Source organism: Arthrobacter sp. (genome assembly GCF_030540645.1).
GTDB lineage: Bacteria > Actinomycetota > Actinomycetes > Actinomycetales > Micrococcaceae > Specibacter.
The window spans coordinates 20560-39575 of record NZ_JAUNVV010000018.1 but is presented as its reverse complement, the minus strand read 5'-3'; the positions used below and the strand labels follow the sequence as shown (position 1 = coordinate 39575).

Genomic DNA, 19016 nt, shown 5'->3' with positions numbered 1-19016 from the left:
GAGCACCGGCGCCGTCAGCACCTGCGCTGTTTGAGCCAGGCGCAGTTCCAGCGTGCGCAGGGCTGGCGGCAAGCACAAGCGTGACGCGTCCGCCGTCGTCCGCCTTGATCAGTTCAAGGGCCTGAACGGCCGCTGCCGCGTCACTGACCGCCACCCCTTCGGCGATGGAGCCCAACGCTGCAGCGATGGCGGTTTCGTGGCCCGGGACCACGCTCAGCAGTTCAGCCATTGCCGCCATGACGCCTTCGGGGCGGGCGGCCAGCAGGTGCGCGCTGGCGTCCTTGCGCAGCAGGCCAACGGCGAGGGCGTCCCGGCGGGCGGTGAGGGAATCGCGTTCGCGGTCCACGGCGAGCTGCGCGGCGTTGTTGGCCTTGATCTGTTCATCGACGGCGGCGAGGGCTGCGGCGGCGGACTCGTACTCGGCGTCAAGGCGCTCCTCGCCTGCTTCCACGCCGGCAACCTGGGATTCCAGGGCAGCAAATTCCTCAGCTGCGGCACTATGGCGTGCGGCACCGTCGGCCTTGTTGTGGTGCAGGCGGCCGATTTCCGCTTCGGCCGACTCGACCCGACTCCGTGCCGCAGCCACTTTCCCGGCGAGGCGGGCCAGCGACTCGCGCCTGTCCGCCGTGGCACGCAGCAGCTCGCGCACCCGCGTCTCCTCCGAGCGGACGGCCGTCTCGGCGTCGTCCTTGATCTCCATGGCTGTTTCGAGGCCGTAGCGCCGCTCCTCCAAGGCAAGGTCCAGCTCCGCCTCTTCGCTGCGCAGCCGGGCAGCCTGTCCGGCCAGCTTGTCAGGGTCGCGGTTGGGGTCCGCGACGGCGTCGGTGCTGCCCAGGTGGCGCTGGCGTTCGGCGGCAAGGGTGCCCAGGGACCGCAGTTGCTCGCGGGTGGCGCACAGCTGGTACCAATTGTCCCGGGCAGCGTTCAGTACGGGCGCGGCTGCAGCGGCCTGCTGTTCAAAAGCGGCCTGGTGTTCCCGGTTGCTCTGCAGGCGCTTTTCCACTTCCTGGCGCCGGGTTTTCAAGGCCAGTTCGGCAGCGGCATCCTTGTCCACGGCGTTGCGCAACTGCACAATGTCATCGGCCAGCAGCCGGGCCTTGGCGTCGCGCAGGTCGAATTGCACGCTTTGAGCCCGCCTGGCCACGGCAGCTTGTTTTCCCAGTGGTGTCAGCTGGCGGCGGATCTCGCCGGTGAGGTCGCTGAGTCGGGCCAGGTTCGCTGACATGGCCTCGAGCTTACGTAAGGTCTTTTCCTTGCGGCGGCGGTGCTTGAGGATGCCGGCGGCTTCTTCGATAAAGCCGCGCCGGTCCTCCGGCGTGGCGTGCAGTACCTTGTCCAACTGGCCCTGGCCAACAATGACATGCATTTCCCGGCCCAAGCCGGAATCGGAAAGCAGCTCTTGGATGTCAAGGAGCCGGCAAGAGGTGCCGTTGATGGCGTACTCGGAGCCTCCGGCACGGAACAAGGTGCGTGAAATGGTGACTTCGGCATAGTCGATCGGCAGGGCGCCGTCGGCGTTGTCAATGGTCAGGGCCACGTGGGCGCGCCCCAGCGGCGGACGACCGGACGTCCCGGCAAAGATGACGTCCTCCATTTTGCCCCCGCGCAGGGTCTTGGCACCTTGTTCGCCCATGACCCAGGCCAGGGCATCCACCACGTTTGACTTACCCGAACCGTTGGGCCCAACAACGGCTGTCACACCTGGTTCAAAGTCGAAGGTGGTGGCCGAGGCGAAGGACTTGAACCCGCGCACGGAAAGACTTTTTAGATGCAAACTGTTTTCTTCTCCTGCAAGGCGACGTTTCTCAGATGATAATCTACCGTGAAATAGCTCATCGCACCCGGGCGCTCATGCGTGAACACGGCGTGTATACATCAACGCGTATGTGCATGAACACCTTCAAAGGTGCATAGTTAAGGGTGGGCCGCATTGAACCACGAGGGCCTGCGCGAGCCAAGTCGGCGCAGTGTCCCCGCAATCAACTCGGCCTCACTGGTTTTCCGGTGGCCCTAACACCGCATATATCTCAAGAAAAAGGCTGGAACTTGATCGGCAATGCCACGTTTCGACACCACAACACCGCCTTGCTCGCCGTTTCCAGCGTTGAGGCTCCAGTAGTTGTCAAGTCAAGCGACTTTGACACGCGCCTGGCCCCGAGCCTGAAGCGACTGCGCCTGTCCAAGCGACTGCTTGAGCGTGTTGCCGGTGTCGAGGAACGACGCTGGTGGGCGGAGGGCACCTCCTTTGACGACGCCGCCATTGAGGCCGGTGCCAAGGCCCTGGCCGAATCCGGCATCGAGGCCTCGCAGGTGGGCTTGCTGATCAATACTTCCGTGACCCGCCGCAACTTGGAGCCCTCGGTGGCCGTGAAGGTCCACAACGGGCTGGGGCTGCCGTCCTCGGCAATGAACTTTGACGTGGCCAACGCATGCCTGGGCTTTGTCAACGGAATGACCTTGGCCGCGAACATGATTGATTCGGGCCAGATCAAGTACGCGCTCATTGTGGCGGGTGAAGACGCCCAGGCCACGCAGGAGACGACCTTCAAACGCCTGAATGCTGAAACTTCCACGCGCGATGACTACCTGCGCGAGTTCGCCACCCTGACGCTGGGCTCCGGCGCGGCCGCCGCCGTCATCGGCCCGGCAGACATGCACCCAGCCGGCCACCGCATCCTGGGCGGCGTCTCACGCGCCGGCACCCAGCACCACGAACTGTGCGTGGGCGGCCCCGACGGCATGTTCACCGACACCAAGGGCCTGCTGGACAACGGCTTGAAGCTTGTCACCGACGCCTGGCACGAAGCCCACGGCGACGGCTGGGACTGGCGGGCCATGGACCGCTACGTCACCCACCAGGTCTCCAATTCCTACACGAACGCCATCATCAAGGCCGTGAACCTGGTCCGTTCCAAGGTGCCCATGACGTTCCCCAAGTGGGGCAATGTGGGCCCGGCTTCGCTGCCGATGACCCTGGCGCAAGAATCCCAAACACTCTCCACCGGCGACCGCGTGCTGTGCATGGGTGTGGGTTCCGGACTCAACACGACGATGATGGAGATTCAGTGGTAGGCGTTTCCTTGCCCGCAACTGAATTCCCCGATCCGTGGCCCGGCGTCAAGGCCCGTTGGCGCCGCATGCTTTCGGTCCCCTCCACAGCCGCCGTCGACGCCCCCGGCACCCGCCGCGAATGGCATCTGCTGGACAACGCGCAAGACGTCGCCGCCACCGGCATGGAGCCCGTGGGCACCTTGTTCTGCGTACACGGCAACCCGACGTGGTCGTATTTATGGCGCACACTGCTGGCCGAGGCCACCTCCCCCGCCACCCTCGCCGCAGGCGGCCCCTGGCGCGTTGTCGCCGTAGACCAGCTGGACATGGGGTTCTCCGAGCGCACGGGAACGTTCCGCCGCTTGGCCGACCGCATCACCGACTTGGGCGACCTCAGCGACGCACTGGAACTCAGTGGCCCCGTGGTCAGCGTGGGGCACGACTGGGGCGGCGTAATCTCCCTGGGCTGGGCCACCCGTCACCGCGAGCTGCTTGCCGGTGTGGTGCTGACCAATACTGCCGTCCACCCCGCCGGTTTCTCGCTGCCACCGGCACTAAAGCTTGCCCTGCACCCCGCAGTGCACTCCTGGGGCACGACGGCGACCCCCGCCTTTTTGTCCATCACGCATGGTCTCGCCCAGCCCGCCTTGAGCGACGACGTCCGCGCAGCTTTCATGGCTCCCTATGCCCACGCCTCCCGACGTTCCGGGGTGGGCAACTTCGTGGCCGACATTCCCGCCACCGAATCGCACCCTTCCTGGGCTGCCTTGGACGCCGTGTCCACGGACATTTCAACACTGGAAGTTCCGGTGCTGATGTTCTGGGGTCCCAAGGATCCCGTGTTTTCCGACCGGTACCTGCGTGATCTGCTCACCCGCATGCCGCAGGCCGACGTGCACCGCTTTGAAGGCGCCAGCCACCTGGTCCAAGAAGACAGGGACATCGCCGTCCCCACTTTTGCCTGGCTGGCCCAGCGGGTTTCGGCACGCACAACCGGCGAAACTGCTGATCGAGTTCAGCAAGATTACGTCCCCATGCTGTCCGAACTGGACTCCCGCCGCACGGACACGTCCGTTGCAGTCGTGGACATGCTGCCGGACGCTACTGCAAGTACTTCCTGGACACTGAGCTGGGCCGAACTGGCCCGCGACGTTGACGACCTCGCTGCAGGACTGCGCGAGCTGGGCGTCAGATCAGGAGACCGGATCAGTTTATTGGTGCCGCCGGGCATCAAACTGACGACCTTGATCTACGCCTGCCTGCGCTTGGGCGCCATCATCGTGGTGGCAGATGCAGGTTTGGGCACCAGCGGCCTGGGCCGGGCCATCAAGGGCGCCGGGCCGGACTACTTGATAGGTATCAACAAGGCACTTGCCGGTGCACGCTTGTACAACTGGCCGGGCATCAAAATTGCGGCCGAGGACTTTAACGCTTCAACGGCGTCGGCGAGCAAGAAGCTGCTCAACGTGAGCGCGACCATTCCAGAACTCATGGCCAACGGCCGGGCCCAACATCTCGCCGGAAACCGCCACGCCTTCACAGCGCCGGATCCCGACAGTGACGCAGCCGTGCTTTTCACTTCCGGCTCCACAGGACCGGCAAAGGGTGTTGTCTACACCCACCGCCGCCTGGCCGCCATGCGGGACACGCTCAAGGCCACGTACTCACTCAAGGCCGGCACGGCACTTGTGGCCGGCTTTGCGCCCTTCGCACTGCTCGGCCCGGCGCTGGGTGCCACCACCGTCACTCCCGACATGGATGTCACTGCACCGAGCACCCTCACGGCCCAGGCCCTGGCCAACGCGGCCGCTGCCATTGACGCGACGGTGGTTTTTGCCTCCCCTGCTGCCCTGGTCAACGTGGTGGCGACCGCTGCGGGACTTTCACCGGCGCAGCGCAAGGCGCTCACCGCCGTCGAACTTGTCCTTTCCGCCGGTGCGCCGCTGGCAGAACAGCTGTTGCACCAAGTGCAGGAGCTGGCCCCCAACGCCGCCCTGCACACCCCTTACGGCATGACGGAGGCGCTGCCGGTGACGGACATCGACCTGGCCGGGATCAGCGCCGCCGGTGCCGGCAACGGGGTATGCGTGGGCACGCCCGTCAGCGGGGCGAGTGTGTCCATTGCCCCCATCAACGACGACGGTACGGTCCGCCCGGAGCCCACCACCGAGGCGGAAGTCAGTGGTGAGATTTTGGTGCGCGCCCCGCACGTCAAGGCACGCTATGACCGCCTCTGGATCACCGAACAGCACAGCACCTCCATTGACGGCTGGCACCGCAGCGGCGACATTGGCCATCTGGATGCCGAGGGCAGGTTGTGGGTCGAGGGCCGGATGGAACATATTCTGTGCACCGCCGACGGCGTGCGCACACCTGTCGCTGCTGAGCAGGCCATCGAGCTTCTCGGTGACGTGGCCAGGGCTGCCGTCGTGGGAGTGGGTCCTGCCGGAACCCAGTCTGCAGTGGCCATCGTGGAGACGGTTCCGCCGGTGCGAAGTGCCGGATTGGCTCCTGCCTCGCTGGCGGCTGCTGTTCGTGCCGCGGCCAAGAAAACCGGGTTGTCGCTGGCTGCCGTAGTGGCCATCGACGCCATGCCGGTGGATGTGCGGCACAATTCCAAGATTGACCGTGCCAAGTTGTCCAGGTGGGCCGCGCGCATGCTGTCCGGCGGGAAACCGGGCCGCCCGTGAGCGGCGCAGAGGCCACGGGGAGGCGAATCCTTGTCACCGGTGCCAGCGGTCTGCTGGGCAAGGCGGTGGCCCAGCTGCTGCACGACCGCGGCCACTCCGTGCTCACGCTCCAGCGCCGTGCCGTGCAGCAGGACTGGGACTCCATGCAGGGGTCCATGGCCGATCCAGACATTGCAGCGCGGGCCGTCCACGGCGTCGACGCCGTCATCCACCTCGCTGCCAAAGTGTCTTTCACGGGCGAGTGGAGCGATTTTGTGGCCACCAACATCGTGGGTACCCGACAGCTCCTCACCGCTGCACGGCGTGCCGGCGTTCGCGACTTTGTGTTTGTTTCCTCCCCCTCAGTGGCCCACCTGGGATCCTCGATTGTCGGTGCCGGGGCCGGGACGGCCAGCCCTGACTTCGCCCGCGGCCATTACGCCCGCTCCAAGGCTGCGGCTGAGGAGATTGCGCTTGCCCAGGACTCCCCTACGTTCCGGGTCACGGCCATCCGCCCGCACGTGGTGTGGGGGCCAGGAGATACGCAACTGGTGGAACGCATCGTCGAACGCTCCCGGGCAGGCAGACTGCCCTTGTTGGACGGCGGCCGCGCCCTGATTGACACCACCTACGTTGACAATGCGGCCGAGGCGATTGTGCGCGGATTGGAGCGCATGGACTACGCCCACGGCCAGGCACTGGTAGTGACCAACGGTGAGCCACGCCCGGTGGGTGAGCTCATTGCCGGCATCTGCGCTGCCGCTGGAGTTCCCGCTCCGGCGTATTCGGTGCCCGGCTGGCTGGCCCGTGGCGCAGGCACCGCCATTGAAAAAGTCTGGACCGCGGCAGGAACGCGCGGCTGGGTCCACGATGAGCCCCCCATGACCCGTTTCCTGGCTGAACAACTTTCCACCGCCCACTGGTTCGATCAGCGACACACACAGGCAGTTCTGGACTGGAAGCCGGCGGTGAGCCTTGATCAGGGCCTGGCCCGCCTGGCGGAGTACTACCAGCACTGAGCTGCCCCCTGCACTTCGGCCTCCGACCGAGTCCTTGTCTTTACGGGCTCTGACTTGAGCTGCGAAATGCTTGGTTGGGCCGGTCATTTTGCTGCTCCCGTCAGAAGGCGTGCCCGTCTCTCTACGGGTCCTGGAGCTTCTTGTCCACAGATTCGCGGAAAAGCACTTTTTCCTCTTGTTCGTGAGGATGAGAGTTCCCAGACTCGATGCTATGGACAAAGTCGCTGCAATCCAGCTGTTCGAGCGCTGCTGGCCTAGAGAACGCGTGGTGGTCACCACCAGAGAGTTGGTTAACGCTGGCCTGGATTCCAGGGCCATCAAGTTTGGTCTGCAGCATGGCCTACTTCACAGACTGCGGCGTGGGGTGTATCTTCCAATGCATCAGTGGCGTGATCGTAGACCATGGGACAAGGACAAGTTGGTACTCACGGGCCACATCCTCGCCACCAACGGCCAGTATGTATACTCACATTTCAGCGCCGCACGCCTGCACAAGCTGCAAGTCTGGGACAGCTCCCGGCTCATCCATGTCAGTGCGCCATACCGAGCCGCGCCGTCGAGGACATCACAAGATGTAGCCATCCACTTCGCCACCCTGGACCCACGGGACATTGTCCAACGCTTCATCCCCGGGACTGGGTTGACCAAATTCACCGCTCTGCCGCGAACAGTCCTGCAATGCGCCATGACGGCTACCTTCGAGCAAGCGGTCATTATTGGTGATTCAGCTTTGCATACCGGGTTGAACCTCCACGACCTCGAAAAACTCCAAGCCTCGTTTCACGGCTGCCGCGGAATCAAACGTGCTCGTCGCGTCATCAACTCGCTCAACGCTTTGTCCGAATCCGCAGGTGAAACCCGAACCCGTCTCATCTTGGCTGAACTACCGATCGAACTGCCGGAACTTCAGGTCACGCTCCAAACGAGTATCGGCACGTACCGCGTGGACTTCGCCTGGCAAGACATCCGGCTAATCCTAGAATTCGACGGGGAAACAAAATACTTCGAACATGCTCAATCCACCGAACAAGCACTACTGGAAGAACGTGAACGCGAAAATTCCCTTATCGAGGACGGTTGGAGGTTCATCCGTATCAAGTGGAAGCACCTCAACAACCCAGAGCAGCTCAAGGATCGAATCATGAAAGCTTATCTGGCAGCGCAGCAGGCTGCTGCGTGAGGACGCTGCTGCGGGCACTTCCCGGTTCACGGAGTGACCAGCAGCGCCGCTTCTGACTGCAGCAGCACATGCATCAGTGCATCCAAGCATCTCGCAGCTCCGGTCAGAACTCGAGGACAACGTGGCTGGGCGGGCTAGAGCCGGGCGTTGCGCGGCTTCGGCTGGCAGACCGGGCAGCTGTAGGAGGACCGGCCCATGAATGAGTCCCGGCGAATGCGGCTGGAAAGCCCCAGTTCCGCACACCGCGGACAGGATTCCCCTTCCCGGCCGTAAGCGTTTAGCGAGCGGGCAAAGTAGCCGGAGGCGCCGTTCACATTGACGTACAGCGAATCAAAACTGGTGCCGCCAGCGTCCAGGGCACGCGACATGACTGACCGCGCCGCATCGATGATCCGGTCGGTGTCAGGACGTCGAAGAGTGTCCGTGGGGCGGGCATAGTGCATCCTTGCCAGCCACAGGGCTTCGTCGGCATAGATATTGCCAATGCCGGATACAAGGGCCTGGTCGAGCAGGGCACGCTTGAGCCCCGTCTTGCGGGACCGCAGTTTTTGGTGGAGGTTCTCAACGGAAAAGTAGGGGTCAAGCGGATCCCGGCCAATATGGGCGGCCGCATCAGGAATCAAGGCCAAAGCGGCTTCACTACCTAGTGCGTTCTGGCCACCACGCAGTGAGGTGCCGCATCCGCCCGGGCCGCCGTCCGGCGTCGGAATGAGGGAGGTGACAAACAGCCCGCCGAAAATTCGCTGGTCGACGAAACGCAATTCCTGCGGGGCATCCGCGCGGGGAGAAAAACTAAAACGCACCTTCAGGTGTTTTTCGTACGGCTGTTCCGGGGACTCCACGAGAAGCTGCCCGCTCATCCCCAAGTGCGCCATGAGGGCCGTGTGAGGAGGGGCTGTACTGGCGGGGTCATCGCTCAACGGCATCCAGAGGAACTTTCCGCGTCGCACTACCTCAAGCACGGTTGCGCCCATGAGGTTCCCGCGGAAATCCTCCACCCCGAGGGTGTGGCGGCGGATCGAGCGGGGGTCAACTACGGAGACGTCCTCTATGCGTCGGCCTGCAATCCACCGTTCAAGGCCGCGGCGGACAACCTCGACTTCGGGAAGCTCGGGCATTATTTTGCGGAAGTGTCCGGGCTGGCGGATGCCGCAGCTGAGGCGGGCGAGTCTTCGATAGGCCCGGAACCTTCGCTGAAGCGTTTTTGCAATTCAAGCCATGCAACGGCAGCGGCCGATCGTTCGGCTTCCTTTTTGGATGGGCCCCTGCCGGTTCCATACAGGTGTCCACCGATGAGCAACCGCGCTTCAAAGCTGCGGTCGTGGTCAGGGCCGGTGCCGGTGATTTCATACACGATGGCGCCGAGGTGACGGGCGGATGAGATTTCCTGGATATTGGTTTTCCAGTCGGTGCCAGCACCCAGGACATCGGAATCAGCGAGCAACGGTCCCACAAGGCGCATGACCAACTCACGGGCCACTTCAATGCCGTGGGTGATGTACGTGGCTCCGATGAGGGCTTCCATGGTGTCGGCCAGGATGGAGGACTTGTTGCGACCTTTGGTGAGGCGCTCCCCCTGGCCTAGGTAAATGAATTCACCAACACCCAATCCGCGACCAATGCTGGCCAGGGCCCGCGTGGAGACCACCGCGGAACGGCGCTTGGCCAGCTCGCCTTCGGGAAGATCAGGATTGTCTCGGTACAGCGCTTCCGTGACGGAGAAGCCCAGGATGGAATCGCCGAGGAACTCAAGGCGTTCGTTGGTGGGCAGTCCGCCGTTCTCATAAGCGTAGGACCGGTGTGTCAGGGCAAGACGAAGCGTCCCGGCATCAATACTGACACCGAGACGCTTCATCAGCAGTTTATGTCCATCCGTGAGCTTCGGTGAGGGAAGATCAGCGGACATGGCACTCCTGCAACATTTTATTTACCACTAAACGATCGGACCTGTTGGCCGAACGGACGTCTTAGACGTCGGCAACCTTACGGCCCTTGTATTCCAGGAACAGTGCGGTACCGGCTGAGTCGGTAACGACCTTGGCCTGGTGCGGCAGGCTGTAAACAACCTGGCCGTTTTCAATGGTCTTGACCAGAGCAGGCGCGGTGGCCTTCCACTGGGAACGGCGTGCGCGCGTATTGGCACGGGACATCTTCCGCTTGGGAACAGCCACGGCAAACTCTTTTCTCTCGATAACGTCCGGGCTCATGCCCGAAAGTAAAACTTTTTGCTAGTTTTCTTCGCCGGTAAAGCCCTGTAGGGCAGCCCACCGAGGATCTACAACCTCGTGGTGGTGCCCCGGCTCATCCGCAAGGTGAATTCCGCATTCGGAACACAGACCCTCGCAGTCTTCCCGGCACACCGGCTGGAACGGCAGGGCGGTTACCACTGCGTCCCGCAACACCGGTTCAAGATCGATAGAATCGTGCTCGACCCAACGTTGCTCATCTTCGCCTTCAGCAAGGACATCCGCGGACGGCTCCTCGTAGAAGAAAAGTTCTTGCACATCGACTTCAAGGTCATCCTCAAAAGTCTCCAAGCAGCGGGAGCATTGGCCTGTCACATCGACAAGCACACTGCCCGACACAAGAATTCCTTCATGAACGGCCTCAAAACGGAGTTCCAAATCCAAATTGGATCCGGGCGTCACGCCAATGAGCGGAGTGCCAAAATCTTCCGGCACGGGTACATGTTCGTTGAACTTCCACATGTTGCCCGGGCTTCGCCCAAGCTCCCTGACACCAATGGTAAGGGGCGTGCCATGGTTGGACTTACTGCCCAACGTGGTTTCGCTAATGAGAACTCCTGTACAAACATATGACCGACGCACCATCTTAGCCCGAAAGCTCACGGGCATCAAAATGGGCGGTGCCGGACCAAATCGGCCTTATCCAGTCTACGACAGCACCACCCCTTCACGCGAACTGGTTGAGGCGTGCCGCGCGTGATGTGAATCTCAACTGTTTTGAGGATGCCCGACGGCGGCTGGCCGGCTTCCACCGCCCGTGACCGTTGCGTCGGGGTGGTGGCGCATCAACTGCAGGAGGCTGGGACTCCTCCGGGGTCCGTGGAGACCACTCGGCTGATCAGCCACTTTCCGTCTGAAAAGACTATGTCATACACCATCGACCAGTCCGAGCAGGTCTGGCCGTTGACACCATGTTCCGCGCTCTGGCTTGTTTGCTGGACGATTGAGGCGGTCACGATACCCTCACCGCTGCTGATCTCTTGAAGTGTCAGTTGGGACCAATACGAGCTTTTCATGCCCTTGCTCCATGCGTCCGCGCCACCAAATTGACCCTTTGTTTCAGCTGTGAAATCGGCAAACGCAGCTTCGTAGGCTCTGCGGTTAATGGCTTGCCCGTGGGCGTAAAGCATCTGGGCAACATCGTTGGCTTCCGGTGCATCCGAATTGTTAATCATCGGAAAGGATCCTGATCCGTCCTCATATTGATCACCACACTTCGAAGGTTTCAACACCGAGTTGCTTTCCAACCATGCGTCAATCTGGGGCTGCACCGCAGACGCTGCCACGGCGTACCCCATGTTTTCGGCGATTTCCCCGCTGCCGGGCTGGTACTTGGCGCTGACCACTCCGACGACTGTCCCGTCGAGTGCTGTGAGGGGTCCTCCGCTGTTGCCAGGGTTGACTGAGGCATCCGTTTGCAGCAGATGCCCGCGGTCCCCAAACTCGGTGTTGAAATGCCGATCTGCGCCGCTGATCGTGCCTTTCGTCATGCCGATGGGCTGACCCCAGGGGTACCCAAAGGCAGCCACATCGACTCCCATGGTCGGGTCACCATCGGAGAACCTGAACATATGTCCATCGATCGGTCCACCGGTTTTGATGAGGGCGACGTCCTGCTGGTCGTCACGTCCCACCACGGACGCGGAGGTGACTTGACCGTTCACAAGCACGGCCAGTGCAGTTGCACCCCGCACCACGTGGGCCGCCGTGACGATGAAGTTCTCGGCTACTAGAAATCCGGTGCCAGTCGAGCTCGCACCTGCACACAGGGTGGTTGAAATTCGGGCCACTCCCGTCCCGACTTCGGCCGCTGTTTGCTCCCAAGTGGGTAGCAACGGCGAAGGTGTCGGCGTTGCCGTGTCGGAGGGCTGAGGCGCAATCGTTGTTTCCATCGGAGGTTCACTGGCGGCTCCGGATGGGGTACCCCCATTGGACGCCGGTGGCGCGACTCCCGCTGTGGGTGAACCCGGAACGCAGCCCGCCAACGATGCAACGAGTGCTGAACAAACGAGAATCCTGACAAAAGCCGTGCTCTTCATGTCGAGTCCTTCGTTCAGTCCGTTTCAGGACTCAAATCCGGTCGACGCTGACCGGGTTCCTCAAAACTAGACCCTGCAGGCGGCTTTGACCACACAAATGCGCAGCAATTTCCCGGCACGACACTTTAACCCAGCCTGCACACCAGTTCGGAGCTGAAAAGTTCAGCTGCCGCGCACCATTCGCCGCGCATATGCCGCAGCTTTGAAAGTGGCGGCACGTTCAAACCGCACCATGCGCAGGAGTCGAATTAGTCCCACTTCTTCTTCTGCACCACGGTGACGGGCCGGGTATCCGGTCCCACATCTCCTTGAAGCCTGCGCAGCACGGCGCGGGGCACATAGTCGGACACGTCCCCGCCTAAGGTGTGGATTTCCTTGATGAGAGTGGAGGAAAGGTGCACATATCGGCTGTCCCCCGGCAGGAAGACCGTCTCCACGCCGGAGAGCTGACGGTTCATGGTGGCCATGGGCAGCTCGTAATCGAAGTCGGAGGAAGAACGCAGCCCCTTCACAATCGCCGAGACCCCGCGCGCATGGCAGAACTGGGACAGCAGCCCCTCCCCCATCGGCTCAACCACAATGCCGGACAGCGCCGAAAATGTCGTCTTCGCCAGCTCCAAACGTTCATTGAGGGTGAAGCGGTAACTCTTGGAGTAGTTCGTGGAGACCGCCACAATGACTTCGTCGAATAGTCCGGCCGCTCGGGCAATCACTTCAATGTGGCCCTTGTGGATGGGGTCAAAGGATCCGGGGCATACGGCGCGTCGCATACTGACGAATCTAGCCGACTTCCACACGCGGTGGCCATTGTTTACGTCGTGTTCGGCATGTTCTGTGCTGTACTGGCCAGTATCGCAATAAAAGGAGAATCACCATGAAACCAAAGTTTTCCGTCCGCGGCAAAACCGTCCTTGTCACAGGTGCCGGCATGGGCATGGGGCGCCTGTACGCCCTGCGTGCGGCCAACGAAGGGGCCTCCACCGTGGTGTTGTGGGATGTGGACCCGGTTTCCATGAACGACGTCGGCCGTGAAGTCCGCGCACACGGCGCCAAGGCGGTGGAACAGCAGGTGGATGTCTCCGAACTGGCCACCATCCAGGCTGCAGCCGCCGCCCTCCGGGACGAGCACGGCATCGACGCCCCGGACCTGCTCATCAACAATGCCGGCATCGTGAAGAGTGGCCCATTTTGGGATCACGAATCCGAACGCCACACCCGTGCCATCATGAATATCAATGCGCTGGCCCCCATGTACATTACGGCGGAGTTCCTGCCCGCCATGATGAAACGTGGCACGGCGCAACGCATCTTGAACATCGCCTCAGCTGCTGGCACCCTGGCCAATCCAAACATGAGCGTTTACGCAGCATCCAAGTGGGCCGTCATCGGATGGGGCGAGTCCCTGCGTCTTGAACTTGAGCGCCACGACTCCCCAGTGAAAGTCACCACGTTCTGCCCCAGCTACATCAGCACAGGCATGTTTGAAGGAGTCAAGGGCCCGCTGCTGACGCCCATCATGAGCCCGGACACCGCCGTGGAGCGGGCGTGGCAGGCCATGCTGTCGGGTACACCCATCAAGCTGACGCCATGGACAGCCAAGCTGGCCATGGGGCTGCGCGGGGTTCTGCCTACTAGGGCGTGGGACGCCGTGGCCGGTAACGTATTCAAGGTGTACAACAGCATGGACCATTTCACCGGCCGCCAAGCCCCGGCAACTTCCACACCAGCAGCAACCTCGGCACCAGCAACAAAGGAGCTGCCGTGAGCACACCTTGGCAACGCACCGCAGAAGGAGCCAACCTGCTGAGCTCGGACGGAACACTGGGGGTGACCATCTTCGAGGAAATCACCACACTGGCCAACCAACACAACGCCATCAATCTGGGGCAGGGCTTCCCCGACGAAGACGGTCCGGCCGAGCTCAACCGCCTGGCCCAGGAAGCCATCGCCCGCGGCGAGAACCAATACGCCCCAGGCAAGGGACTGCTCGATCTGCGCCGTGCCGTCTCCGAGCACCAGAACCGCTTCTACGGGCTCACCCCCGATCCCGAGACTGAAATCATCATCTCCACCGGTGCCACCGAGGCCATTGCCGCCACCATCCTGGCGCTGACCGGCCCAGGGGATGAAGTCCTCACCTTCGAGCCCTTCTACGATTCCTACGGCGCGATGATCGGCCTCAGCGGCGCCACCCACACCACCGCGGCCCTTCTTGCTCCGGACTTCATGCCTGATGTGGCCGCGCTGGAAAACAGCTTCAGCCCGCGCACCAAGATGGTCATCATCAACAATCCGCACAACCCCACCGGCGCAATGTTCCCGGTGGAGGTGCTCAACGAAGTGGTGCGCCTGGCCATCAAGTACGACGCCGTCATCCTCACCGACGAGGTCTATGAGCACCTGACGTTCGGTCCCCGGCACATACCCGTGGCAACTCTGCCCGGTGCCGCTGAGCGCACGCTCACCATTTCCTCCGCCGGGAAGACGTTCTCCTTCACCGGCTGGAAGATCGGCTGGCTGTCCGGCCCGGCCGAGCTCGTGGCTGCGGCCCGGACCGTGAAGCAGTTCCTGAGCTACTCCTCCGGCACACCGTTCCAGGGCGCCATTGCCGCCGGGCTGCGCATGGACGACGAATTTTTCACCGATGCGGCCGCAACACTGGCCCGCAAGCGCGACATCCTCGCCGAGGGCCTGCGCGCGGCCGGCTTTGACGTGTATCTTCCCCAGGGAACGTACTTCATCAACGCGGACACCCAAAAACTGGGCATCACCGACGCCACCGCCCTGGCCCGCAGACTGCCTGAACTCGTCGGTGTGGCTGCCATTCCCGTCCCGGTGTTCTGCCACCCGGAAGGAGCCACGCGCACCCGTTCACTTCTGCGTTTCGCGTTTTGCAAACAGGTCCCGCTGCTGGAGCAGGCAGCCGGGCGTCTGGCCACGCTCAGGGACAAGATCTGATGACGGTCAGCCGTTTCCTGCGCACCAGCGGTGTCCATGCCACGGTGGACCCCGACCCCTGGCACGAGAACGCGTTCGTCTTGAGCATCAACGGTGCCGAACAGTCGCATGTGAACCTGGCCGAACCACAAGACGTCTTTTACGAATACCTGCGCCGGATCGCCAACGCCGTGGACCTGCTCAAGTCCCCCGGCGAGCCCATCACGGCGCTGCATCTGGGCGCCGGTGCGCTGACACTGGCCCGGTACATCCAGGCCACCCGACCAGGTTCAGTGCAGCATGCCGTGGAATTGGAACGCGAACTGCTGGACTTCGTCCTTGACCAACTGCCCCTGCCGGAGGGGACCGAGCTGACAAGCCATGTGGGCGATGCCCGTGAAGAACTTGCCGCCCTGCCCGCCGGACTCAAGTTCGACGTCGTCATCCTGGACATTTTCAGCGGCCCGGATGCTCCTGCCCACCTGGCTTGCGCAGATTTTTACCGCGAAGCGGCGGCAGTGCTGACGCCGGAAGGAATCCTGGCAGTCAACGTGGGCGACGAGCCGGGCTTCACCCTCGTGACGAGCCAAACTCGGGCACTGCAGGAGAGCCTGGAGCAGGTGGCCGCTTACGGCACCAGCATGCTGTTCACCCGCCGCTATCCCGGCAATATCATCCTGTTGGGAAAGAATGGGCCGTGGCCGGAGGGCTGGGCACAGGCGCTGGTGGCAGCCGGGCCACACCCGGCCACGGTGCTGACCGGCGTCGAACTGGACGAGCTCACCGGCTGAGATCCGGCAGCGGGACGACTCCCGGGAAACACGGTGGCTACGCTCAGTCCCTGACTACAAGACGTGCCGACCAGTGAAAGAGTTCTGGCCGCAAGGAAGCAGTTTCCTTGCGGCCAGAACTTAAATCATTGCCCTCCCATCATGGGAGGAGGTTCGCTAGTTGGAACCCTTTTCGACGAACAGGCACTCTGCAGGCTTGTGGTTGTCGGACTTCTGTGCCGCAACTTCCTTGCCATCAATGCTGATGGAGCAGGAGATTTCACCTGTGGCCCCCGAGGCGTACTTGCCCAGAACCAGGATCTTGGTGAACGTGGAGTCTGCCGGCAAGGTGAGTTCTTGGTTGAACGGCAGTTGCTCCGTCTTCATCTCCCCGCCGCTTTCCTTGCCGTCGGCGGTGACCACCAGGGCTTTGACGAGCGCATCGCTCTTTGCGCCTTCAACATGGAGAGTCACCTTTCGCTCAGCGGGAGCTTCTTGGCTGGCCGGGGCTGCCGTGGCGGCAGCCGGCGTAGCGGGATCCATGACAGGCACAGCGGCCCCCTGCGTTGCATCGACAGTGCTCGTGGAGTTAGCGGCCGGAGCCGGGTCATTCGTGGAACATCCGGCTAGGCTCAGGCCCAGCATCATCAAAGTGACTCCTGCAAAGAGCGGCAGGGAAAGTTTTTTAGCTGATTTCTTCTGAGTGGTCATGTATCGATGATTGCCCACCGGCACCTTGGGGCAAACTTGGCAGGTGGCGAAAAAGCTCGGATTCTCTCATAATCGAGCACATTTACGCTGACGCGCGTGCTCAACGATGCGATTCCACTTCCGTCGCTTTGCGCGCGGCGCCCTGCTGCACTTCCGCATGGCTGCAAGCTTCCCACCGGAATTACCGCGGCTGGAGCCGTCCAACCCGAGTAGCTTTTCAACAAGAAATTTGCGCTATGGCGAAGCTCACAGCTTTCTAATGTTCACTTTGGACGTCAATTCTCAGAATGCAGCAATGCCAGCACGGCTTCGTTGGAAAAATCCACGGCATGGCCACACCGGATGGATTCTGCAGCAGCTTCGGCCAGCGCCACGGCGATGACACCGTCTGCCGGGCTGACACGCGAAGGTTTTCCTGATGCGCGGGCTGCGGCAAATTCGGCATTTTGACGTGTGTACGGACTGTCAGCCACATCCAACTCTGGCAGATGGCCAGCGCTGCCGTTTTCGGAGGGTTGTTCATCCTTACTACCGCCAGCGTTGCGTGGAGAAGTAAAGGAGATGGTCCCACCCGGGCCTTCAACGCGCAGGCTCGTGCTGAAGCGCAACGTGTCCGGGCCCCATTCGCCGAGCAACTGGCTGATAGCGCCGTTCTGATGCGTCAACTCGACCTGTGCTGTGACGGGGCGCGGCAGTATCCCGTCAACACTGGGCGGGTCTTGCTCGGCAAACACCCGGGTAACGTCACCGGCAAGCCAACTGGCCTGGTCAAGATCATGAATCATCTGGTCGCGGACAATGCCGCCGCCTTGGGCTTCGTCAAAGAACCAGGATCCGGCAGCTGGGGCGGCCCCGGCCCGGCTCAGTTCCAATGCGGCCGGAACTCCGACCGCTCTACTGTCCAGTTGTTCCTTCGCCAATGCGTAGTCGGGGAAGAACCGCACCACGTGGGCTGGGAACAGCCGCACGCCAGCGGCCAGTGCGGCATTGGCCATCTCGGCTGCGCGTTCAAACGTTTCTGCCAGCGGCTTCTCGCAGATCACGTCCTTGCCTGCGGCAAAAGCTGCCATGGCGTAGCCATAATGTGAGGGGGTGGGTGTGAGTATCCCGACCATGTCCGAGACTTCCAACAGGGCCTCAAGCGAGCCCACATCGTCAATGCCATATTGCTCGACAAGAGCGGCAGCACCGGACCGTGAATACACAGATACATGAGCCCCGAGTTGCTGCCACCCGGCAATGTGCGCTCCGGCTATGCCACCGGCACCAATAAGACCGATCCGTAGTTGATTCACGAAGACTCCCAAGTGTAGGTGAGACCTGCTGCCGGTCAATCATGAGACAGGCCCCACCTTACTACCCGGGGTCATAGGGGACTTCGTCATGGCCCCACATGACATATCCAGGCAGAACAGCTACGGTGAGCCAGACGTGGGCAGCCGAGCTGTGCGATGCATTTCGAGTCGCCATTCAGGCACCTTGAAGGAGAAAACCACATCAAATACCATGCAGAAGTGAGGCATTGATATGAATCTTGATCCGGAAACGACAGCCTTTATCGCCATCCACTGTCAAGGCGACATCATTGGCGCCGACGGTGCCTTTGCTGACTTTTTCCACGACGAAGTGGTGAACCGTGGTGTCGTGAACAAGCTCTCGGGCCTCCTGGACAGCGCCCGGGAAGCGGGCGCAACAGTGATCTACACACAGATCGCGTACAGCCCCGACTACAGCGACTTGAATGCCAACTCCCCACTGCTGCAGATCGCGCGGGAAAGGGGATCCCTCAAGCACGGGGCCCAATCCACGAACTTCATAGAACCACTCACGCCGAAGGAAAATGATCTGGTGGTGACCAATCAACGAGTAGGCGGATTCACACCCGAGCTTGCAAAAATCCTCGCAGCCCAAGGGATCGAAACTCTGGTCTTCGCCGGAGTCGCCACCAACATCTCGGTGGAAAGCTCTGCACGTGCAGCCTCGGACCACGGCTATAACGTTGCCATCGTGGAAGATGCTTGTTCGGCCGCAACCCCGGATGCCCACGCCGCAAGCATCCAATCGCTCGGGCTTCTGGCCTCGATCACGAACTCCAAGGAACTGACCTGGGCACGTTGACCACCTGAGGCAGGATCCTGTGCCGCCACACTACTACTGGGGATGTTGAAGAAATTCAGGCAGGGCCTCGACATAGACGGTTTGTGGCGGTTCCAAGTACATGACGAGAACCCGCTCGCCCACATTGTAAATGGTACTTCCGTCGTAAGGGCGGGCCGGGTATCCAGACGTACCCCCGCGCACCTCCAGCATGACTTCCCCCAGGGTCTGCGGCCCAACGGTGCCCGAAACACGGCCAATTTTCCCCGTCAGGCTCCTGTCCAGCTCGCTACGCAT

The 19016-nt window shown here is 62.1% G+C and carries 18 protein-coding genes; 8 read left to right on the top strand and 10 right to left on the bottom strand.

Annotated features, from left to right (window positions below; genetic code table 11):
• Positions 1-1774 (bottom strand): chromosome segregation SMC family protein (locus Q4P21_RS05520; RefSeq protein ID WP_303387810.1); only part of this gene is annotated, 1774 nt, incomplete at its 3' end.
• Positions 1775-2046: 272 nt separating this feature from the next.
• Here Q4P21_RS05520 and Q4P21_RS05515 point away from each other — a divergent pair.
• From Q4P21_RS05515 to Q4P21_RS05500, 4 genes are all read left to right on the top strand, one after another.
• The gene (locus Q4P21_RS05515; protein ID WP_303387809.1) at positions 2047-3072 is read left to right on the top strand and encodes a 3-oxoacyl-ACP synthase III; all 1026 of its coding nucleotides are present in this window, start codon (positions 2047-2049) and stop codon (positions 3070-3072) included.
• 65 nt (positions 3073-3137) lie between these two features.
• Positions 3138-5741, top strand: a complete 2604-nt coding sequence (locus Q4P21_RS05510) for an alpha/beta fold hydrolase (protein ID WP_303387819.1) — start codon at positions 3138-3140, stop codon at positions 5739-5741.
• Positions 5738-6739, top strand: coding sequence for an NAD(P)-dependent oxidoreductase (locus Q4P21_RS05505; protein ID WP_303387808.1), 1002 nt, complete (start codon positions 5738-5740; stop codon positions 6737-6739). Before Q4P21_RS05510 ends, Q4P21_RS05505 begins: the two co-directional genes overlap by 4 nt.
• Before the next feature lie 211 nt (positions 6740-6950).
• Positions 6951-7919, top strand: coding sequence for a type IV toxin-antitoxin system AbiEi family antitoxin domain-containing protein (locus Q4P21_RS05500; protein ID WP_303387807.1), 969 nt, complete (start codon positions 6951-6953; stop codon positions 7917-7919).
• Positions 7920-8053: 134 nt separating this feature from the next.
• Here the strand turns inward: Q4P21_RS05500 and mutM are convergent, their stop codons facing one another.
• The 6 genes from mutM to coaD all read right to left on the bottom strand — a co-directional run bounded on the left by mutM (position 8054) and on the right by coaD (position 12974).
• Positions 8054-9037: a bifunctional DNA-formamidopyrimidine glycosylase/DNA-(apurinic or apyrimidinic site) lyase gene (mutM, locus tag Q4P21_RS05495; RefSeq protein WP_303387806.1), complete on the bottom strand. Its 984-nt coding sequence runs from the start codon at positions 9035-9037 to the stop codon at positions 8054-8056.
• Entirely contained in the window at positions 9037-9825 is a 789-nt protein-coding gene (gene rnc / locus Q4P21_RS05490) for a ribonuclease III (protein ID WP_303387805.1), read from the bottom strand. Before rnc ends, mutM begins: the two co-directional genes overlap by 1 nt.
• Positions 9826-9886: 61 nt before the next feature.
• Positions 9887-10090: a 50S ribosomal protein L32 gene (gene rpmF / locus Q4P21_RS05485; protein ID WP_044579357.1), complete on the bottom strand. Its 204-nt coding sequence runs from the start codon at positions 10088-10090 to the stop codon at positions 9887-9889.
• Between the two features lie 57 nt (positions 10091-10147).
• Positions 10148-10627 carry a DUF177 domain-containing protein gene (locus tag Q4P21_RS05480; RefSeq protein WP_207346187.1) on the bottom strand — a complete coding sequence of 160 codons (480 nt, stop codon included), beginning with the start codon at positions 10625-10627 and terminating at the stop codon, positions 10148-10150.
• Between the two features lie 323 nt (positions 10628-10950).
• Entirely contained in the window at positions 10951-12057 is a 1107-nt protein-coding gene (locus tag Q4P21_RS05475; protein ID WP_303387804.1) for a S1C family serine protease, read from the bottom strand.
• A gap of 395 nt (positions 12058-12452) precedes the next feature.
• Entirely contained in the window at positions 12453-12974 is a 522-nt protein-coding gene (coaD, locus tag Q4P21_RS05470) for a pantetheine-phosphate adenylyltransferase (RefSeq protein ID WP_303387803.1), read from the bottom strand.
• Positions 12975-13078: 104 nt separating this feature from the next.
• On the opposite strand from coaD, the gene Q4P21_RS05465 reads away from it, so the two are divergent.
• Genes Q4P21_RS05465 through Q4P21_RS05455 form a run of 3 tightly spaced genes read left to right on the top strand, consistent with a single transcriptional unit; the run spans position 13079 to position 15932 of the window.
• Positions 13079-13969 (top strand): SDR family oxidoreductase, encoded by an 891-nt coding sequence (locus Q4P21_RS05465; protein ID WP_303387802.1) that lies wholly within the window; start codon positions 13079-13081, stop codon positions 13967-13969.
• Complete coding sequence (locus Q4P21_RS05460) at positions 13966-15162, top strand: aminotransferase class I/II-fold pyridoxal phosphate-dependent enzyme (protein WP_303387801.1); 1197 nt, start codon at positions 13966-13968, stop codon at positions 15160-15162. Before Q4P21_RS05465 ends, Q4P21_RS05460 begins: the two co-directional genes overlap by 4 nt.
• Positions 15162-15932, top strand: coding sequence for a spermidine synthase (locus tag Q4P21_RS05455; protein WP_303387800.1), 771 nt, complete (start codon positions 15162-15164; stop codon positions 15930-15932). Before Q4P21_RS05460 ends, Q4P21_RS05455 begins: the two co-directional genes overlap by 1 nt.
• Before the next feature lie 156 nt (positions 15933-16088).
• Here the strand turns inward: Q4P21_RS05455 and Q4P21_RS05450 are convergent, their stop codons facing one another.
• Together Q4P21_RS05450 and Q4P21_RS05445 are read right to left on the bottom strand one after the other, a co-directional pair.
• Positions 16089-16622 (bottom strand): hypothetical protein, encoded by a 534-nt coding sequence (locus Q4P21_RS05450; protein ID WP_303387799.1) that lies wholly within the window; start codon positions 16620-16622, stop codon positions 16089-16091.
• 275 nt (positions 16623-16897) lie between these two features.
• Positions 16898-17917, bottom strand: coding sequence for a Gfo/Idh/MocA family protein (locus Q4P21_RS05445; protein ID WP_303387798.1), 1020 nt, complete (start codon positions 17915-17917; stop codon positions 16898-16900).
• Positions 17918-18149: 232 nt separating this feature from the next.
• Between Q4P21_RS05445 and Q4P21_RS05440 the strand changes: the two genes are divergently transcribed.
• On the top strand, positions 18150-18740 hold the full coding sequence (locus tag Q4P21_RS05440) for a cysteine hydrolase family protein (protein WP_207346426.1): 591 nt from the start codon (positions 18150-18152) through the stop codon (positions 18738-18740).
• 33 nt (positions 18741-18773) lie between these two features.
• Here the strand turns inward: Q4P21_RS05440 and Q4P21_RS05435 are convergent, their stop codons facing one another.
• A complete protein-coding gene (locus tag Q4P21_RS05435; RefSeq protein ID WP_303387797.1) occupies positions 18774-19016 on the bottom strand; it encodes a hypothetical protein in 243 nt (80 codons plus the stop codon).